General features: G+C 34.3%; 21 protein-coding genes. 6 read left to right on the top strand and 15 right to left on the bottom strand.

What is annotated here, in order from left to right; all coding sequences use genetic code 11:
* Nucleotides 1-168 precede the first annotated feature (168 nt).
* The 3 genes from ES675_RS08575 to ES675_RS08585 all read left to right on the top strand — a co-directional run bounded on the left by ES675_RS08575 (nucleotide 169) and on the right by ES675_RS08585 (nucleotide 2708).
* Nucleotides 169-681, top strand: a complete 513-nt coding sequence (locus ES675_RS08575) for a hypothetical protein (protein WP_066257153.1) — start codon at nucleotides 169-171, stop codon at nucleotides 679-681.
* A 65-nt stretch (nucleotides 682-746) separates the two neighbouring features.
* Nucleotides 747-1628 (top strand): sugar phosphate nucleotidyltransferase, encoded by an 882-nt coding sequence (locus ES675_RS08580; RefSeq protein WP_066254785.1) that lies wholly within the window; start codon nucleotides 747-749, stop codon nucleotides 1626-1628.
* 3 nt (nucleotides 1629-1631) lie between these two features.
* On the top strand, nucleotides 1632-2708 hold the full coding sequence (locus ES675_RS08585) for a phosphotransferase enzyme family protein (protein WP_066254654.1): 1077 nt from the start codon (nucleotides 1632-1634) through the stop codon (nucleotides 2706-2708).
* Here the strand turns inward: ES675_RS08585 and ES675_RS08590 are convergent.
* The 14 genes from ES675_RS08590 to ES675_RS08655 all read right to left on the bottom strand — a co-directional run bounded on the left by ES675_RS08590 (nucleotide 2701) and on the right by ES675_RS08655 (nucleotide 14991).
* Nucleotides 2701-4107 (bottom strand): Gfo/Idh/MocA family protein, encoded by a 1407-nt coding sequence (locus ES675_RS08590; RefSeq protein WP_066254656.1) that lies wholly within the window; start codon nucleotides 4105-4107, stop codon nucleotides 2701-2703. The genes ES675_RS08585 and ES675_RS08590 overlap by 8 nt on opposite strands.
* A 75-nt stretch (nucleotides 4108-4182) precedes the next feature.
* Entirely contained in the window at nucleotides 4183-5322 is a 1140-nt protein-coding gene (gene bshA, locus ES675_RS08595; protein WP_066254660.1) for an N-acetyl-alpha-D-glucosaminyl L-malate synthase BshA, read from the bottom strand.
* 88 nt (nucleotides 5323-5410) lie between these two features.
* The gene (locus ES675_RS08600) at nucleotides 5411-8326 is read right to left on the bottom strand and encodes a glycoside hydrolase family 3 N-terminal domain-containing protein (protein WP_066254667.1); all 2916 of its coding nucleotides are present in this window, start codon (nucleotides 8324-8326) and stop codon (nucleotides 5411-5413) included.
* 252 nt (nucleotides 8327-8578) lie between these two features.
* Nucleotides 8579-9064 carry an ABC transporter ATPase gene (locus ES675_RS08605; RefSeq protein WP_066254672.1) on the bottom strand — a complete coding sequence of 162 codons (486 nt, stop codon included), beginning with the start codon at nucleotides 9062-9064 and terminating at the stop codon, nucleotides 8579-8581.
* Nucleotides 9058-9264 carry a hypothetical protein gene (locus ES675_RS08610; protein ID WP_066254676.1) on the bottom strand — a complete coding sequence of 69 codons (207 nt, stop codon included), beginning with the start codon at nucleotides 9262-9264 and terminating at the stop codon, nucleotides 9058-9060. Before ES675_RS08610 ends, ES675_RS08605 begins: the two co-directional genes overlap by 7 nt.
* Before the next feature lie 5 nt (nucleotides 9265-9269).
* On the bottom strand, nucleotides 9270-9470 hold the full coding sequence (locus tag ES675_RS08615) for a hypothetical protein (protein WP_066254680.1): 201 nt from the start codon (nucleotides 9468-9470) through the stop codon (nucleotides 9270-9272).
* Nucleotides 9471-9475: 5 nt separating this feature from the next.
* Nucleotides 9476-9658, bottom strand: coding sequence for a hypothetical protein (locus ES675_RS08620; protein ID WP_066254682.1), 183 nt, complete (start codon nucleotides 9656-9658; stop codon nucleotides 9476-9478).
* Nucleotides 9658-9873 (bottom strand): hypothetical protein, encoded by a 216-nt coding sequence (locus tag ES675_RS08625; protein WP_066254686.1) that lies wholly within the window; start codon nucleotides 9871-9873, stop codon nucleotides 9658-9660. Before ES675_RS08625 ends, ES675_RS08620 begins: the two co-directional genes overlap by 1 nt.
* A 5-nt stretch (nucleotides 9874-9878) precedes the next feature.
* Nucleotides 9879-10670, bottom strand: a complete 792-nt coding sequence (locus tag ES675_RS08630; protein ID WP_066254689.1) for a (Fe-S)-binding protein — start codon at nucleotides 10668-10670, stop codon at nucleotides 9879-9881.
* A gap of 9 nt (nucleotides 10671-10679) precedes the next feature.
* Nucleotides 10680-11126 (bottom strand): LNS2 domain-containing protein, encoded by a 447-nt coding sequence (locus tag ES675_RS08635; protein WP_066254692.1) that lies wholly within the window; start codon nucleotides 11124-11126, stop codon nucleotides 10680-10682.
* Nucleotides 11127-11138: 12 nt separating this feature from the next.
* Nucleotides 11139-11444 (bottom strand): hypothetical protein, encoded by a 306-nt coding sequence (locus ES675_RS08640; RefSeq protein WP_066254694.1) that lies wholly within the window; start codon nucleotides 11442-11444, stop codon nucleotides 11139-11141.
* Between the two features lie 87 nt (nucleotides 11445-11531).
* On the bottom strand, nucleotides 11532-12845 hold the full coding sequence (locus ES675_RS08645) for a (Fe-S)-binding protein (RefSeq protein WP_066254697.1): 1314 nt from the start codon (nucleotides 12843-12845) through the stop codon (nucleotides 11532-11534).
* 12 nt (nucleotides 12846-12857) lie between these two features.
* Nucleotides 12858-13805: an MlaD family protein gene (locus ES675_RS08650; protein WP_066254700.1), complete on the bottom strand. Its 948-nt coding sequence runs from the start codon at nucleotides 13803-13805 to the stop codon at nucleotides 12858-12860.
* Between the two features lie 55 nt (nucleotides 13806-13860).
* Entirely contained in the window at nucleotides 13861-14991 is a 1131-nt protein-coding gene (locus ES675_RS08655; RefSeq protein WP_066254703.1) for an N-acetylmuramoyl-L-alanine amidase family protein, read from the bottom strand.
* Between the two features lie 86 nt (nucleotides 14992-15077).
* Between ES675_RS08655 and ES675_RS08660 the strand changes: the two genes are divergently transcribed.
* Nucleotides 15078-17831: a putative LPS assembly protein LptD gene (locus ES675_RS08660; RefSeq protein WP_066254705.1), complete on the top strand. Its 2754-nt coding sequence runs from the start codon at nucleotides 15078-15080 to the stop codon at nucleotides 17829-17831.
* Nucleotides 17832-17867: 36 nt separating this feature from the next.
* Nucleotides 17868-18248 carry a Rid family detoxifying hydrolase gene (locus tag ES675_RS08665; protein WP_066254709.1) on the top strand — a complete coding sequence of 127 codons (381 nt, stop codon included), beginning with the start codon at nucleotides 17868-17870 and terminating at the stop codon, nucleotides 18246-18248.
* A 5-nt stretch (nucleotides 18249-18253) separates the two neighbouring features.
* On the opposite strand, the gene ES675_RS08670 is transcribed toward ES675_RS08665, so the two are convergent.
* On the bottom strand, nucleotides 18254-19174 hold the full coding sequence (locus ES675_RS08670; RefSeq protein ID WP_231931318.1) for a transporter: 921 nt from the start codon (nucleotides 19172-19174) through the stop codon (nucleotides 18254-18256).
* Between the two features lie 182 nt (nucleotides 19175-19356).
* Between ES675_RS08670 and ES675_RS08675 the strand changes: the two genes are divergently transcribed.
* Nucleotides 19357-20397 (top strand): GMP reductase, encoded by a 1041-nt coding sequence (locus ES675_RS08675; RefSeq protein WP_066254719.1) that lies wholly within the window; start codon nucleotides 19357-19359, stop codon nucleotides 20395-20397.
* Nucleotides 20398-20434: the final 37 nt, after the last annotated feature.

The raw sequence follows: 20434 nt of genomic DNA on the forward strand, positions 1-20434 counted from the left end.
TTTGTTTTAATTCTAATAAATGCTGCTTCAATGTGTTAGTTATTTACGGCACTTTAAAGCTAACAAGAATTTCAATATAATAGCAGTTTTAACGTTATTTTTACAAATAATATGGGCTAATACTTTATATTAAACGTAGATATAGTAATTAAACAATTAGAAAAATTTATGAAGAATACATGTATGGCTATTTTAGTCGGTTTAGGTTTTATTGCAACAGGTTTTGCACAAGAAATTTCTAAAAATGCCATTGGTTTAAGATTAGGAGACAGCGATGGTTTTGGAGCAGAAATTTCGTATCAACGTGCTATTGGTGATAACAACCGTTTAGAATTTGATTTAGGTTGGCGTGATGGTAAGTATTATGATGGTTTTAAATTGGCTGGACTATATCAGTGGGTTTGGAATATTGAAGGTGGATTTAACTGGTACGCAGGACCTGGTTTAGGTTTTGGAACTTTTAAAATTGATAATGATTATTACAGAGGAAAGGATTACTATAGAAAGGATGACTCTGACGCTTTTTTATTTTTAGCAGGTGTAGTTGGTATTGAATACAGTTTTGACTTCCCATTATTGTTATCTTTAGATTTCAGACCTGAATTAGGTTTTGGAAATAGTGATTATGACAATAACGATTTAGACTTTGACATTGGACTTGGTGTGAGATACCAATTTTAATAGCTTATTACAACAATAAAAAAAAGCACGTCCTTGATTGACGTGCTTTTTTTTACATTTGTTTTATGGCAAAAAAAACGTTGGCAATTATGGCTGCAGGCATGGGCTCCCGATTTGGTAGTCTCAAGCAATTACAACCCGTTTATGGCACATTCTCAATCATGGATTTTAGCATTTATGACGCGATGCATGTTGGCTATAACCATATTGTTTTTATAGTTCGGGATGAAATTATACATCATTTTAAAGACCGCTATGTCAACAAATTACCTAAACATATTTCAGTGGATTTTGTCATTCAAAAAAATGAATTATCAGATTCCCGAACGCGTATCAAACCTTGGGGAACTGGACATGCTTTACTAGCTTTAAAGGAAACTGTTACCACTGGCTTCACCCTAATAAATGCCGATGATTTTTACGGTAGAAAAGCCTTTCAGCTCATGCATGACGCGTTGTTTAAGGATACTAATTTGAATCATTATTTGGTTGGTTATGCATTAAAAAACACGTTGTCCGATAATGGATCGGTTTCTCGTGGCATTTGTCATGTAGATAAAAACCAAAATTTAATTAACATTGAAGAACTTACGGCTATTATGAGGAATGATGCTGGTGAAATTTCAGCTCAAACTAATATAATTTCTGAAACGCTAAATCCAAACACCTTGGTGTCAATGAATTTCTGGGGCTTTAAACAATCAGTTTTTAATGTTGCAAATGATTTATTTTTGAAATTCTTACATACTATAACTGATTTTGAAAAAGACGAATTTTACATCACATATATTATTAAGCATCTTATTGAAAATAGTCCAAATAGTATTCAAGTATTAGCAACCGACAGCTCATGGTTTGGCATGACCTATTTAGCTGATGAAACTTCAGCACGTGAAAATATTAAAACACATATAGACAACAATTTCTATCCAAAAAAACTCTGGTAGACCATGCATAAATTAGATAACATCTGTGAGGCTTTTGGAATAGAAACTCCTTTGAAGTCAATTGAAACGCTACAATCTGGACATATAAATGATACATATTTGGTCACCCAACAAAATGATGAGAAGTTTATCATTCAAAAGTTAAACAGTCTTGTTTTTAAAAATGCCAAAGCTGTTATTGCTAATAAAATTGTGATTTCAGAACATTTACAGGCGAATTACAAAAAAACAAATTCACACTATCAGTCCGTAAATTATTTAAAAACAACGCAGAACGAATATATATTTAAAGAAGAAAAGTCCTATTGGAATGTTATGCGTTTTATTACCAATGCTTTAACTATTGATAAAGCAGAAACACCTCAAATAGCATTTGAAGCAGGAAAACTTTATGGCGATTTCATTTTAAATACCGAATCTATTTTACCAGAATCCATTACTGAAACATTAAAAGATTTTCATAATGTGCCTTTTAGGTTAACGCAATTTGAAACTGCTCTAAAACTTGCAAAATCTAATCGGTTAGAAGCGGCTGCTGATTTAATAGCATTCGTAAAAAAGCATGCAACAAGCATGAGTACCCTTGCCAGCTTGCAGGCTAAAAACCACTTCCCTATTCGAATTACACATAATGATGCTAAATTATCTAACATTCTATTTGACACCAAAAACAAAGGTTTAGCGGTTATTGATTTAGACACGGTCATGCCAGGATTAGTACATTATGATTTTGGAGATTCTGTACGTTCTATTTGCACCAAATCAACTGAAGATGAAACAGATTTATCTAAAATTTATATTGATTTAGAACTGTATGAAGCTTATTGCAAAGGCTTTGCTTTAAAAACAAAATCCATTTTAAAATCTGAAGAAATTGAAAATCTACCTTTAGGTGTTCAAACCATCATTTATATAATGGGGTTGCGCTTTTTAACCGATTTCTTAAACAACGATACGTATTATAAAACGGCCTATGCGAATCACAACTTTGATCGTGCTTTAAATCAGTTTACGGTATTGCAATCTGTTATTGACAATTTGGAGTCCATAGAGCGAATTACGAAGCAACATTTTACATAATATCGCGTAACACTTCGTTTTCCCTAGGTGTTTCCCAAGTTCCTCCTGTAAAATCAGGAATTTTTGTACTCGCACTATTATTGGCTACAGACATTTCGGATAATGGTGTAATTGCACTCCACATGACACTGTCATATAAATTAATATCTAAAGGTAATCCTTGATTTAAGCAACGCATCATTCTATAAATCATTACGAAATCCATTCCTCCATGACCAACGGCATTGGCATCAATTTGCGTTCGTAATTTTTTCCAAAGTGGATGATCATAGCGTTCGCGATAATCTTTGTATTCTTCATCTTTCAACCACGAATGTCCCCATTGCAATTCCGCATGGCCAACATATAATCTGGATGGATACCCTTCATGAACCGCTTTTGTTCCCGTAACTGTGTTGAGTCTGGAATAAGGTCTGCCCGTATGTGTATCAAATTGGAGCATGATAGTTTTACCTTTTTTCGTTTTAATTAACGAGGTATTCATATCACCACAAGCAAATTTTCGAGTTTTATAGTTTTCCTTTTTTGCTGCTTCACTCAAGCTCTGTTCTCTAGAACTCATACTCACTAAATGATCATAGTTATCACCCCGACCAATATCCATATAGGAGCTAACAGGACCTAAACCATGACCTGTATAAAAATTCCCATTATTGGTTTCATGATGTTTTATGCGCCACTGATCTTCATAATAATTTGCATCGAGCATGTGCTTCCGTAAATCGTGAATATAAGCACCTTCGGCATGATTAATATCGCCAAAGACGCCTTCGTTAATCATATTTAATATCCAGAGTTCTTCGCTATTAAAACAGCAATTCTCCATATACATGCAATGCTTCTTGGTGCGTTCTGCCACTTCAATTAGTTTCCAGCAATCTTGCAGTGTCAATGCTATAGGCTGCTCGCAAGCCACATGCTTATTATGTTCCATACCATATACGCACATTTCCGTATGGAAATTCCATGGTGTTGCAATGATTAGAATGTCAATATCGTCCCGCTTGGCCATTTTTTTCCAAGCATCTTCATCACCAAAATACAGATCAGCACCTTCAGGTTGCATTGTTTTTAAATAGTCGTTGTTTTTTGTGACTTTATCTTCTTTTAAATCAGAAAGTGCTACAATTTCAGCATGTTTATGTTTAATTAAATACTCAAACATCTGAATCAAAACAGAACCTCTGTTTCCCATACCAATCATACCTACGCGAACTTTCTCAATAGGTTTGTCGGCAAAATTCACCATGTTTCCTAGCGCTTTATTGGAACCTAATAAGGTATTTACAGCTTCGACTTCTTGTAGGTTTTCTCGGCTATTTCCAGCAAGTAAAGTTGGTGTTAGACCTAAAAAAAGTCCAACTCTTGCTGTTAGGTTTAAAAATGATTTTCTATTCATTTTATAGCGGTTTTGAAGTTCAACCCAAGTTATAAAATAAAAGTAAATAAAAAATATTCTTTAGTAAAAAGTAAGTTAGTTTAGGCCTTTGCTTTTAGCTAGCGTTTTTTGATAAATAGCCTCATATTGATGTACTATTTTAGATATTTCAAATTTGCTAGCTTGTTTTGTAGCCTGAAGTTTAAAGGCATTTAGTGTGTCTGTATCCTTTAAAATAGCCAATGCATTTTTACTCATGTCCTCAATATCACCAACATCACTTAAATATCCAGAAACGCCTTGTATGTTTACTTCTGGTATTCCTCCTGAGTTACTAGAAATAACAGGCACTCCAGAAGCCATAGCTTCCAAAGCTGCTAAACCGAAACTCTCGGTTTCAGAAGGTAAAACGAATAAATCTGAAAAGCACAAAATACGGTCTACTTCGTTACTATTTCCTAGAAATACGACTTTATTTTCTATGCCTAAATCAATTGCTAATTGTTCTGCACCTTCTTTTTCTGGTCCTTCACCAACCATCATGAGTTTGGCAGGTATTTCTTTCTGAATATTGTAAAATATTTTTATAACATCGGCAATGCGCTTTACAGGTCTAAAATTACTTACATGTGTTATAATACGCTCATCTTCGTGAGCCATCATAGCACGCTGGCAATCGGAAAAAGGACTATTATATTTCCCAACATCAATGAAATTGGTAATAACTTCAATGTCATTTTTTATATCAAATAAGCGAAGCGTATCACGTTTTAAACTCTCTGAAACGGAAGTCACAGCATCCGATTGATTTATACTGAATGTGACAGCTGTTTTATAAAAAGGATGACTCCCTACCAACGTAATATCTGTACCGTGCAATGTTGTAACAATGGGTACGTAAATACCTTCTTCTTGAAGCATTTTTTTCGCCATATAAGCTGCATAGGCATGGGGAATAGCATAATGAACGTGTAACACTTCAATTTTATGAAGCTTTACCATATCAACTAATTTACTTGAGAGCGCTAACTCATAAGGCTGATAATGAAATAACGGATATTCTGGGACTGTTACCTCATGGAAATGGACATTACTACCTAAAAGCTCTAACCGAACTGGTTGTTTGTAGGTTATAAAATGGACTTCATGACCACGTTTTGATAGCTCAATTCCTAACTCTGTAGCTACAACACCACTACCTCCAAACGTTGGATAACACACGATTCCTATTTTCATTCCTATACTATTCTATTAAAATTTTAATTATTGACAACTATCAAACTTGGTCGTAATAAAACGATTTTCTATACAAACTGATTCAAAATTAATCGATAATCGCTTCATAAATTAATTCCTGAATGTCTGTTCTAATATTTTCCTTTAATAGGGTGTTTGTTCCAGCATTAGGATACGTTCTATTAGCTAGAAACACATAAACAATTTCTTCTTCTGGATCCGCCCACGCATAGGTACCTGTAAAACCGGAATGTCCAAAACTAGACATAGAAATGCAACCACATGTTGGACCAGATTCTCCTAATTGCGGTTTATCAAACCCGACGCCTCGACGGTTATCTTTATCGCAATAAAAACACGTGTTGAATTTATCTAATGTTTCTGGTTTAAAATAGCGCTTTCCGCCATAAAAGCCTTTCTGCAAATAGGTTTGCATAATTTTAGCAACATCATTAGCATTACTAAAAATTCCTGCGTGACCACCTACGCCTCCTTGCATGGCTGCTCCCATATCATGCACATAACCTTGTACTTTTTGATAGCGGTAATAATCATCTATTTCTGAAGGCACAATATTAATATCACTAAATTTACTATTCGGATTGTATGTGGTATGATTTGCTCCCATTGATTGATAAAAATGATCTTGAACCAATTCATCTAACCCCTTTTCGTAGTGTTTTTCTAAATATTTTTTAAGAATGTAATACGGCAAATCACTGTAACGATATCGGAGGCTTTTTAATAAATCACTTTCTCTAATTATTTTCTGCATACTATCCTGATAATCGGCTCGCATGTATAATTCATTGGCCACTTTCACTGTGTATTTCCCGCCAAATTCTTTTCTATAATATTTAGTGTCTGGTTGTTTATTAGCGTCTAACGTGGCAAAATAAAACGGAATCCATGGACTTAAGCGTGCATAATGAGACAGCATTTCCTTTAACGTGATGTTCTTTTTATTAGAATTTACATATTCCGGAAGTATTTTGGATAGTTTGGTATCCAATGAAACAATACCTTTTTCCTCCAATTCCATTAATAATGGTAAGGTTGCCAATATTTTTGTTAATGAAGCCACATCATACATATCATTAAACTTCACAGGTTCTGCGTTGGCATCATAGGTATGTTTTCCGAAATTTTTATTGTAAATAACTTTACCTTTTCTGGCAACTAGTAATTGAATACCAGGTGTCATTTTTTCATCAACGGCGCGTTGCGCTATCGCATCAATTTTATGAAGTTTTTCAGTGCTCATACCAACTCGTTCTGGAATAGCATAGCCTAGTCGTGATAAACTTGACAATGTTAATCCATCACCTACAGCATAACCATTGCCAATAGAAACGGGTAAAGTTCCTTGTGCTTGTACAGCGCCAAAAATAATTTGGGCAGACGCATCTTGCGCAATTGGGCTATTTTGATAACTCACTACAAGACCTTCAATGTTTTCTAATGTTTTTACATTTAGTAATGCATAAGGTCTTACAAAAACATCAAGTATAACGGTATTTGTACGGGCTATTTCATAAAGCCAAACTAATTCTTTATCCGAAAATTCAAAACTTTTCCACGGATTATCATTAGAGCGATGAAAACCAATGACTACGGTATTATACGCTTTCAGTTTCTCTATAATTTCATCTAAATTATCGCCAGAAATTTCATGAACTTTCCCATATTTCTGAAGGCCTTCAAGAAAATGTGAACCATCATCATCTCCTAATTTTACATAAGCGATTTTTTTAGTTTCTAAATTCCTAATAGGTAAAATATCACCTTTGTTTTTTACAACCGTAATGGCATTTTCCATGAGCTTTTCATAAAGCACATCATCTTTTGGTCTGTTTAAATCCGCCAATAGGTTTTCTAACGCTACAGGAATAAATTTATTTAGTCCAACTTTATACTTCGATTTTAATATTTTTTTAACCGAATGTGCTAAACGTTCTTCAGTAATTTCACCTGAATTATAGGCATCTCTTATTTTATCAATTGCTTTTGGCACATCTTCAGAAATTAATAAAATATCATTTCCTGCTTGAAATGCAGCTAAATCAATATCACCAGGACTATCAAAGTTGGCAACACCTTTCATATTTAAGGCATCTGTAAAAATAAGTCCTTTAAAGCCAAGTTGCCCTTTTAAAATATCTGTAATCACATGTTTAGATAACGAGGTTGGTAAACCATTTTCAGACTCCAAAGCAGGAACATTTAAATGCGCTACCATAACACTAGAAACGCCATCTTTTATAAGTCGTTTGTATGGGTAAATCTCTATGGAATCTAATCGTTTTAAATCGAAATCTAGAGTTGGTAAGGCTTTATGCGAATCGGTATCCGTATCACCATGACCAGGAAAGTGTTTGGCACTTGATAAAACACCAGCATCGTGCATGCCTTGCATAAAAGCGGCTGCTTTTTCAGTGACATTTTCACGATCTTCTCCAAATGAACGGTTTCCAATAATGGGGTTTTTAGGATTGATATTAATGTCTATATCTGGAGCAAAATTAAAATGTACGCCTAGTCGTTTACAATGTTCACCAATATGATATCCGGCTTTTGTAACTAACTGGTTATCTTTAATAGCGCCAAGCGTCATGTTCCAAGGAAATGCATACGTAGAATCTAAACGCATGCTTAAACCCCATTCTGCATCCATACCAACTAATAATGGTACTTTTGCAACAGCTTGTAATTCATTGTTAAACCTAGCTTGATTGATTGGATCTCCTTTTGAAAAAATAATACCGCCAATATGATTATTCATCACCATTTGACTGATTGTATTTTCATGCCTTAAATCCATATTGGAGAATGCTTGAACCATAAAAAGTTGGCCAATTTTCTCATCTAAAGACATACCTCCATAAATACTATCCACCCATTTCATCTGGGCTTGAGCATCAGCGGTTAATAGTGGATCTGCAGTTTGAGCATAAACAAACGAATTTGAAACACTAAAAAGAACTAAAAGAATTAGTAATCGCATATATAAAAAGGAGTTAGTATTTAGATGTACATTAAAAACAGTGCCAAATTACCAATTTTAGCAAAAAGAAACACAGACTTTAAGATAGATTTATAACGTAATTATTGCGGAATTATTGATGTCATTTTCCTTTTCAATTTAAAATTATTTGAAATATTTCATATAAATCATTTATCTCAAATTTTTATAGACTTAAAAATGTAAAGAGCAAAACTATCGCTTAAATTAAAAAGGAATTAAAAACTAAATGATCTATTTAACAAAACGCGAATGCCAGCTTTCACTTGCAGGAACTTCCCAATACTCTTTAAATTCAGCAATATTATTTACCAAATTATTAAATACGATTGTATTTTTAGAAACGGCTCGATCTTTTGCCATTTGTCGGAAATCGGTTAAGGTTTTATAAGCTACAAAATCGCCTTGTTTATAAGACACATTCATTTTATCCATTAAATCCACATTATATTCCTTTTCCAATCCTTGAATAAAATGAACAGACGCATCAATAGAACAGCCCGTTGCTTTATTTAAGTTCTGATTTAGCGCTAACACAATAAATCGCTTATATTTAATAGTATAACCAGCTTGCAAATCACTTCCGTGAGCCGTCCAGTTTTCTACAAAGGTTTTGAGTTTAGTCTCAATTTCTTCCAATTCAACATCTGTGAATGTGCGGTTTGCTTGGAATATCCAAACACGTGATTCCTCTGGTAATGTATTAAAATCTACTAGCATTTTTTGTTTTTTTTACTGTTACTAAAAACTGTTGTAAGTCCCATTATTAATCCGAAAAAGAAGAAATAGAACAAAAATTTATTTAAATCGAATGGTTCATTCCCAAGGTAATCGAAAGCTGCCATGGCAAGCGCAAATACAAAACCTTGGATTCCACCTGAAATTAACCCTTTTTTAATGTTTTTTGAATTAACCTTCATAGCATTTATGCTTTGGTTATTTTGTTCCTAAAAGCAATGGCCATAAAAAGTCCTGTAAAAACAGCTTGAAAAATATATCTTTCCCAAATTATTGGCTCTTCTTTAAAATAATCCCACAGAAAAAGGCCTAACCCATTAAATAATCCAGCGACAACACCAAAAACAATTCTTGTTTTTAAAGGTAATCTCTGTATTTTCAATTCCATGAGATTTATTTTTTACGGTTACGAAGTCGCACATAATCAAGAACCAAAACGCCAATACCAAAAAACACAAATTGATAGATGTATTTTCCAAAGTGGGCTACATCGTCAAAATAATAATCATAAGCATAAATAGAACCAGCAACTGCCAATGCTGCAATTACGGCAGAAATGTAGTTTGCTTTTTTCACTATTGATCCTTATTGCGTTTCTGTTCCTCCTTTTGCACCTTTCGGTACGCCATATATGCGTTAAAACAGCCGAATAGCACAAAGTGCAATGCAAATTTTAAAATTGAAAACTCGCGTTCCATAAAATAATCGAATGCCACCATGACAAGGGCAAACATGATTCCAGAAATAACACCTAATTTTATATATGTTTTATTTTTTTCAAAAAAGCTCATAAATTCTATAAATCTTCAGCGTTAGCAATTAGTTCCGCAATATCCATTACTTCAATATTAGCTTCTTGATCTTTGGCTTTTACGCCATCCGTCATCATGGTATTACAAAATGGACAACCAGCAGCTATAATTTCTGGTTTGGTTTCCATGGCTTGTTCTGTACGTTCTACATTTATTTCTTTATCACCTTTTTCGGCGTCTTTAAACATTTGAGCACCTCCTGCTCCACAGCATAACCCACGACTTTTGCAGCTTTTCATTTCTATTAATTCTGCATCCAATTTACGGATCAACTCACGTGGTGCTTCATAAACACCATTAGCACGACCTAAATAACAAGGGTCATGAAATGTGATTCGTTTGCCTTTAAATTGGCCACCTTCAATAGTTAAACGGCCATCGTCCAACAAGGATTTTAAAAATTGTGTGTGGTGCATAACTTCATATTGACCACCAAGTTCTGGATACTCATTTTTCATGGTATTGAAACAATGCGGACAGGTAGTTACAATTTTCTTGATCTCGTAAGCATTCATTACTTCTATATTCGTAACGGCTTGCATTTGAAATAAAAATTCGTTTCCACTTCGCTTTGCTGGATCACCAGTACAACCTTCTTCGGTTCCTAGAACAGCAAAATCTACATTTGCTTTATTTAATATCCGTACGAAAGCTTTGGTTATTTTCTTGGCTCTATCATCAAAACTTCCTGCGCAACCAACCCAAAATAATACTTCTGGTTGTTTGCCTGCTGCCATATATTCTGCCATAGTTGGCACTTTTAGTTGTTCGCTCATAATAAATTCTTATTCGTGTTGACCATCATCAAAAACTTGGATGGTGACTTTTTTATCGACTAAATCTGTAAATTTCCCTCTGTATTGTGTGGCTTTCACCAAGTGGTTATCAATCCAATGGTAATTTCCACCTCTTGGTTTGCCCATTAATAGACTATGGAATTTAAATCCATGTTTGTTAAGCCATTTTTCCGTAACATCCCGATGATCTTCAGTTCTGGAAGTGAAGAAGCAAATTAAATGACCTTCTTCATACCATTTGTTACAGGTTATTAAAGCATCTGGATACGGCTCACAGGTTCCCATACGCTCAGGTTCTTCATTTGGCACATCTTCTGTGATGGTACCATCAATATCTATTAAATAATTTTTTACGCCTTCTGGTAAAATAGGACTTACTTTTTCGCCTGCTTCAACCTTTTCATGCAATAATTTATCTGCGTCTTCTCTTTTCATTCTATTCCTACTTTATTCACTATTTTTTTGAAGGCTATCGTTTGCTGTTTCCGTATTCATTTCTAAAAAATCATCTTTAGAAATTCGGATAATTATGGCGAGCTTCTTGGTGCCATTTTCTAAAATGTTATCTGGATTGTAGCGTTCATCATAGGCACGATTCAAAGCTTCATAACCAATTTTAGTTGTTTGACTTTCTGAACAATAATCGCAAAAAACAGTTATTAATTTAATGCCCTCTGCTTCCCTGTTTTGATACGTGATTTCCGTATAAACCTTAATTTGTAAAGAATCCTTTGCATAGCCTTGAGCGTGCATGTTATTTATTCCTAAAAAAAATACACAAACTAAAAGGCTATATGTTACAAGACAATTTTTAATGATAATTAGATTTATATAGAAGCGCTATTCGTTCTTCCAGTTTAAGCGATCCATTTGGTTATAAGGCCAAGGTGCCGCGTTATTTTCAATATTTGTCATCATATTATTCAATTCCATTGGCGCTGCACTTTCTTCCATCACTAAATAACGACGCATATCCATAATAATAGAAAGCGGATCAATACTTACCGGACAGGCTTCTACACAGGCATTACAGGATGTACAAGCCCATAATTCTTCACGCGTAATATAATCGTCTAATAATTGTTTTCCATCATCTTGAAAAACGCCTTTATTCGCGTCTATATTTTTCCCAACTTCTTCCAGTCTATCTCGCGTATCCATCATAATTTTACGAGGCGATAGTTTCTTGCCTGTTAAATTTGCTGGACATTCACTGGTACAACGTCCACATTCTGTACAAGTATATGCGTTTAATAATTGTACCCAATTTAAATCTTGCACATCACTAGCACCAAATTTTGCAGGCACGTCATTTTCATCTTCTTCAGCTGGTGCAGCATACGGATCGGCATCTGGATCCATCATCATTTGAACCTCTTTAGTAACAGCTTCTAAATTATCAAGCTGCCCTTTTGGCTTCACCTTACCATAATAGGTGTTAGGAAATGCTAATAAAATGTGTAAATGCTTGGAGAAATATAAATAATTAAGGAACCCTAAAATCCCTAAAATATGTAGCCACCAAGCTGCACGTTCAATAATATGAACCGTTGCATCTGGTAAGCCATAAAATAGTGGCGCTATAAATTGACTGATCACATTCCCTGATTCCATGCTTTGGAATTTAAGATCTGTTGCGTTCATTACTAGGAATAAAGCCATTAATACCATTTCAATATACAGAATGATATTTCCATCATTTTTTGGCCAACCTGTCATTTCCGCTTTCCAAAAACGTTGTATTTTAATCACATTTCTACGTAACCAGAAAATAACAACTGAAACAAAGACTAAAGCTGCTAGTATTTCAAAAGAACCAATAAGGAAACCATAAACCGATGCTGGTAAGAGTTCAGAAAATATTCTGTGTGAACCAAAAAGTCCATCAATAATAATCTCTAGGACTTCAATATTAATTATAATAAAACCAACATAAACAATAACGTGTAGAAATCCAGAAACTGGACGTTTTACCATTTTACTTTGGCCTAAAGCAATATTAATCATGTTTTTCCAACGTTGTGATGTATTATCACTCACGTCCACATCTTGGCCTAGTTTAATGTTACGAAGTAGTTTTTTGACATTATTAGCAAAATAGCCAATACCAATAATTAAGGCAATGGCAAAAATTATGTTTGGAATGTAATTCATGGTTGGTATGGTTTATTCTCTTGGACTTTCCGGTTTTTCGTAATCGTCTTTATTTTTTCCACCAAAAACAGATACATTTATGTAACGTTTTGGATTAAGTTTAACATCTTGTAACAATTCACGTAATTGTAAGGAAGCAATTTCTAAATTATTATACAGTTTATCATCCTTCAGTAATTTTCCCATTGTTCCTTCTCCTTTTTCAACATCAGACAAAAGTGCATTCACATTTGATAACGTATTATCTAAATTTGCAAGTGTTGTTGATAGGTCCACTTCTTTCAAGCCATCCGTAAACGTAGCGAGATTACCACTTATTGAATCGAAGTTTTTTATAACTGCCGATAGATTCGCATCGTTTTTAACCACCAATGCCGTAACGGAATTGGATAACATGTTAAATGATTTAATAGTTTCATTTAATTCGGCGATGGCATTTCTTAAACCTTTTTCTGAATCATCTCTTAAAATGTCGTTAACACCTATTAGTAAGGTATCTGCTGATTTCAAAGTTGTACCCAAATCGGTACTAATATCTGAAAAATTACCAGTTAATTGTTGCACCAATCCCATTTCCACTTCGGATTCGAACATAGTCCCATCTTCTGCAATTTGGCCATCATTTAGATCAACAATTGCAATGGCATTATCACCTAATAAACCTGATGAATACAAACGAATTTTACTATTTTTAGAAAATTCTAGATCATTATCAACCGTAAAAGTAACCCGTGTTTTGGCAGTTTCTGGGATGTATTTAATTTCTTTAATTTGACCAATTGGATTTCCTTTTATGGTAACAGGGGAAGATGTTGCTAATGCATTATAATCAAATTCTGTATAATAGGTATTGGCGCCATCCAACAGGTTTTTACCTTGTAGAAAGTTAATTCCAAAAATAAGAAAAACGATTCCTGAAATGACTAATATGGCAGTTTTAACTTCTTTAGATAGTTTCAAATTGATGATATTTGGTTATTAAACAAAATTAGAAATAAATTAATAAAGAATGTGCTTAATTAGCAGATGTTTTTAGCACATTTGCTAAAGGTATGAGTTCTCCATTTTTAAAAGCAACAATAAAACAACCATCGTAACCTTTGGCATCTGCTTCATCTTTATACTGCTTGGCCATATTATAATCTGATGTATTACCAAAATAATATTTATAAAGATTACCAATTTGTGTTTTTGAAATTGGGTCTAACCCTTTAAAATTATACGGTTTGGTCACAATGTTACGCGAACTGGCAGCAATTTGAATTTTAAATGTTATGCCTTCGTAAATATCAGGTATTTCTGTTGTTTTGATAGCGTTAGCAATAGATTCATTCAATTTTTCAGGTTGAAAAGAATCGCCAACATTGCTATCTAAATTATTTTTATAATGTAGAATAGCTTCTTTTATAGCCATGGACATTTCATGTTGTCCTTTACCTGAATTGAGATAAGCACCTTCTGGTTTATACGTTAAAAAACCTGTTTCAATTAAAACACTTGGCATATAAGTATTGTGCAATACCCAAAATCCGGCTTGTTTTACACCACGACTTTTTCGATTGAGTTTTCCTGTGAAATTAGTTTCTATATAACTTGCCAATTGTATGCTTTGATCCAAGAACTCCTCTTGCATAAGTGTTAGGCCAATAAGAGACTCTGGTGAATTAGGATCAAAACCTTCATAATGCTTCTCATAATCGTCCTCTAAGAAAATAACTTCATTTTCTTTTTTAGCAATATTAAAGTTTTGTTCATTGGCATGTAATCCAAGTACAAAAGTTTCCGTTCCATAAGCGCTACTTTTTGAATGCGCATTGCAATGAACAGATACAAATAAATCGGCATCGGCTTTATTTGCTATGGCAGCACGTTCACGTAATTTCAGGAAGACATCTGTTTTTCGCGTGTAGATAACTTCAATATCTTTATTTTTTTCTAACTCCTTACCTACTTCCAGAACAATATTAAGCGCAATATTTTTTTCTTTGTAACCATTTCCTAAATTACCTGGATCATGACCACCATGACCAGCATCCAAGACAACCACAAATTTATCGGACTTGCTTTGCGAAAACACTGAATTAACAGAAGAAACTGTTAAAAGCAATGTAAATAATAAGAAACTTATATAGGTGTTCGTTTTCATAAATGATATAACAACTTTTTTATTAGTTTATTTTAATTTTGGAATTTTTGGATATATTAATTTAATCACAAAAAATATATGTAATTTTGGCAATTCAAAAACCGAGCCATACTTTTACAAAAATACATTTAAAAGCGTTGCGTACAAACAACTTTCACATACTTTTTGCCTTAAGTTTTACAGTGTTTATCAACACGTTTGGCTTTGCCCAAGATTTGCCAAAATCGGGAATACAGGTAGAATCAAGCACTGATAACGATAGCTTAAATGTGAGTATTGGCGATGCTTTAAAGCCAATAACTTCTGAAAAAGGGCAAGATTCCACACTTAATGATACGGTAAAACCCAAGCCAGAAATGCTTACCGGCCCTATAAAATACATAGCTACAGATTATACATCCTTTAATAATAAGGAGCAAAAACTGTATATGTATAATGAAGCCGAAGTGTATTATGAAGACATGGAGCTTAAGGCTGGAATTATTGTTATTGATTACAACACCAACACGGTTTTTGCAAAAGGTATTGTAGATTCTACAGGGCTATATACCCAAGCACCTATATTTAAACAAGCCGATAATGAGGTGAAACCCGATTCTATAAAATTTAATACGGTAACAGAAAAGGCTTTAATTTATAATTCCAATACCCAACAAGGCGATATTAAAATATTTGCACCTATTACCAAAAAGGTAAACGACTCTGTTATATTTCTCTATAAAGGGCGTTTTACAACAGCAAAAGATATTGAAAACCCGGAGTACTATTTTCAAGCTAGTAAGATAAAAATTGTGCCTGGCGAAAAAATTGTAGTCGGTGTTACCAACATGGTTATAGCCGATGTGCCCACTCCTTTAGGTTTGCCATTTGGTTTTTTTCCTTTGACAAATAAGCAAACATCAGGTGTTATTATTCCAACTTTTGGAGAAGAAAGTAATCGTGGATACTTTATTCAGAATGGTGGTTATTATTTTGCTTTAAGTGATTATTTTGATTTAGCTGTGTTAGGCGACTATTACACCAATGGTAGTTATGGCTTACGAATGGAAAGTGCATACGCTAATAAGTATAAATTTCGTGGTAATCTTGGATTTCGCTATGAAAACCTAATTAATAGCGAACGTGGTTTCCCTGATTACGGGAAATCTAACATTTATAATATTCGTTGGTCTCATGCACAGGATCCGAAGGCCAATCCGAATTCACGATTTTCAGCATCTGTCAATTTAGGAAGTAGTAAATACTATCAGACATCTATAAATCAAGTTAATGCACCTAGTTTCTTAAATAACACGTTGGCATCATCTGTATCTTATGCAAAAACCTTTCAAGGTGAACCACAAGTAAATTTAAGTGCTACTGCCACCCATTCGCAAAACACGAATACTGAAGTTATTAATATGACATTACCTACTGTTCAAGCTAGTGTAAGCCGTATTTTCCCTTTTGCGCCTAAAGAAGGCATTAAAAAAGGGATTATTCAGAATGTTAATTTTCAATACAATGTCCGTGCAGAGAACAGGATAGAAACAACTGATTCCCTATTCTTTAAAAAAGAAATGTGGGATAGTGCAGAAAATGGTATGCAACACAGTATTCCATTAACAACAAACTTTAAAGTGTTTAAATATTTAAGTTTAAGTGCTAGTACTTCTTATGATGAGACTTGGGTTTTTGAAACGGTTAATAAATATTACGATCCCGATGAAAAGAAAGTAGTTACAGAAACTGAAAAAGGTTTTGATGCATTCCGTACCTATAATTTTAGCACCAGTTTAGGAACCACCGTATATGGAATGTTCGATTTTAGAAAAGCAGGCAAAGATCCTAAAATTCAACAAATCAGGCATGTTATGAGACCGTCTATGAGCTATAACATAAACCCGTCATTTAGTAATTATTACCAAACCTATGAGGTAGTGAGTGCAGATGGTTTAACCGTTACAGAAGAAGAATATACCCGTTTTGAAGGTGGTATTTTTGGCGTTCCAAATAACCGCTACTCCAGTTCTATAGGTATGAGTTTGTCTAACAATATAGAAGCTAAAGTACGTGATAGAGATTCTACAGCAACAGAAGCAAAGAAAATAAAACTACTTGACAATCTTAATTTTTCAACAGCATATAATTTGGCTGGAGATTCATTAAACTGGAGTCCGTTGAGAATGTCTGGAGGAACTCAGATATTAAATAATAAAATGTCCATCAACTTTGGTGCTACATTAGACCCATATGCTTTAGATAATAATAACGCCAAAATTGATAAGTTTAATATTGATAATGGTGGAAGTTTGTTCCGATTAACCAGTGCCAATGTTACCATGAGTTACTCCATTTCAAGCAGTGATTTTGATGGTACAGAAAACGACCGAAGCACAGCAGAAAATTTACGTAGTGGTGGTCGTGATGATGATTTATTTGGCCGTGCCCAAGATTTTTCAGACCAAAGTTATTACGACAACGAAGATGACGACAAGGAGCGAAAACCTAGCAAGTTATATACGAGTAAAATTCCGTGGAATATTAAATTTGCTTATGCTGCAAATTACACGAATACGCGAAGAGAGAATGAAATATCATCGCATTCACTCATGTTTTCTGGCGATGTAGAAATTGCGCCGCAATGGACTTTTGGAGCTTCATCGGGTTATGATTTTAAAAATAATGGTTTTACATACACCCAATTACGTTTTGAGCGTGATTTATTAAGTTGGCGCATGAATTTTAGCTGGGTTCCTTTTAGTACTAGAAGTTCGTGGTATTTCTTTATTGGTATAAAATCCAATATCCTGAAAGATATTAAATATGATAAACGACGCCAGCCTGACCAACGACTATAATTTATTCTAATACGACTAATTAAAAAGCTTTTTTCAATGAAAACAATAATTAACACGAAACACGCTCCTGCTCCAATTGGGCCTTATAACCAAGCCGTTTTAGTAGGAAATATGCTTTATACCTCTGGACAAATTGCCATTAATCCTGTAACAAACGAATTAATTTTAGATACTATAGAACTGGAAACAGAACAGGTTATGCAAAACATGAAGGCTGTTTTAGAAGCTGCAGATATGACTTTTGAAAACGTTATTAAATCAACCATATTTATAAGTGATATGGGTAATTTCTCAAAAATCAATGCGGTTTATGCAACATATTTTAATTCAGATACAGCACCAGCCCGTGAAACCGTAGAAGTTGCCAATTTACCAAAATATGTAAATGTGGAAATTAGTATGATGGCTGTCAAATAGCAATCTTAAAAGGCCATAGACCAGCCAAAACCCAACGTATTACTGTCCGAACCAATATCTTGAAAAGTAACCGAGCGTAAATAGGATAACTTTACAGCTTGTGTTTTTGTAATCGGTGCTCCAAACGATATGGCTCCTAAAAAATCGCCACGTGCATCATTTTGTGATACACCATCAATTGTTGCGGAACCACCACTTCCTAATCCAGCACTTGCAGAAACCCACATCCTATTTTTAAATCGATGGATTAAATGAGATTGCACGGCATATAGGGGATTTTGTTTCTTTTCTTGATTATTAAAAAACTGGTTGTTCGTCGTGAAAATAAAGACGGAAGTCGTTAATTCGTAAGACCATTGTCCCCAATTATGAACCATTCCTATTTGCGGTCTAAAAATAAACCGATTATTTCCTAAATTAATTAAACGATCCTCCGCATACTGCCCTAAAGGGAAATTAACGGCCAATGAAACACCTAACATCGTGTTCACAGGATTGGCTTTCATATACTCCATCATTTCAACCCTGCCCATGGCATTTGGACCAATTAAATTTAAGGAAACCCGAACTCTAGGGTCTGCAAAACCTTGTCTATTAAGCAATTTAGGTTCTCCAGAAATTTTACCTTCCCATTGTCCAAAAACATACGGAATTGTAACATCTACTCGTGCTAATTTATCCCCAATTTTAAAAGGCTGAACATAAGATATGGCAATAACATCCATATTTTGCTTTACATCCTCGGTTTGCAAAACAGGATCAAAATAAATATCACTTTCAGAAAATGCATAACCTGCGCCAATTACATGCGTTCCCAATGGTAAAGGTGTCCAACGACGTGGTTCTATATCCTGCGAAAAAACAAAAGAATTCATGGCTAACAAGCACACTATAATACCCAGATTTTTCAAAAATTTCCGATTCATAAAATTATTCGATTTATCAAAATACCATTCTGTACGTATTACTTTGTTTTAAGCCAACACAAATTAAAATATTTAAATTAGAATTCTATCAAATACGTTAAAATAATGAATAGAAATAAAGTCGCATGAAGTTTTACTAATCTGGAACGTGTATATTTGAATAACCCTTATTACAATATAATATGCGCATAGAACACGATATAAAGTTAGGTTTTAAAGATGTCATGATTCGTCCAAAACGATCGACCTTAAAAAGCAGAAAAGACGTGAGTTTAGAACGTGAATTCACTTTTTTACACAGTAAGAAAACATGGACGGGCATTCCAATTATGGCTGCCAATATGGACACCGTTGGCACGTTTGAAATGGCTCAAGCATTATTTAAGCATTCATTATTTACTACCATTCATAAACATTATTCGGTGGAAGAATGGAAAAGCTTTATAGATGCTGCTCCAAAAGAAATTGCAAATTATATTGCGGTTAGTACAGGAACGGGAAGTGAAGATTCTAATAAATTAAAAGACATTCTAAATGCGTGTCCGCAACTCAATTTTATATGTATTGATGTTGCAAATGGTTATTCTGAACATTTTTCCAATTTTGTTAGAAAAACGCGAAAAGCGCACCCTGACAAAGTTATTATAGCCGGAAATGTGGTTACTGGTGAAATGGTAGAAGAATTATTATTGTCTGGAGCTGATATTATTAAAGTCGGAATTGGTCCAGGATCTGTTTGTACCACACGCGTTAAAACGGGCGTTGGCTATCCGCAATTATCCGCTATCATAGAATGCGCGGATGCTGCCCACGGACTTGGGGGACAAATAATAAGTGATGGTGGTTGTACGACACCTGGTGATGTTGCCAAAGCCTTTGGTGCTGGTGCTGATTTCGTAATGCTTGGAGGCATGTTAGCTGGACATGATGAAAGTGGTGGTGAGTTGATAGAACGTGATGGCGAAAACTATAAACAATTTTATGGTATGAGTTCTGAAACCGCTATGGATAAACACGTTGGTGGTGTTGCTGAATATCGTGCTAGTGAAGGGAAAACGGTTGAAGTTCCGTACAGAGGTTCTGTTGAAACAACGGTGTTTGATATTTTAGGCGGTTTACGAAGTACGTGCACCTATGTTGGCGCACAACGTTTAAAAGAACTTACCAAACGAACAACCTTTATTCGTGTGGCTGAACAAGAAAATCAAGTTTATACAAAATAGTTTGTTAAAAAATAATCTATGTTTAACAAATAAATAA

Source organism: Algorimicrobium algoritergicola, assembly GCF_008086165.1.
Taxonomy (GTDB): domain Bacteria; phylum Bacteroidota; class Bacteroidia; order Flavobacteriales; family Flavobacteriaceae; genus Algorimicrobium; species Algorimicrobium algoritergicola.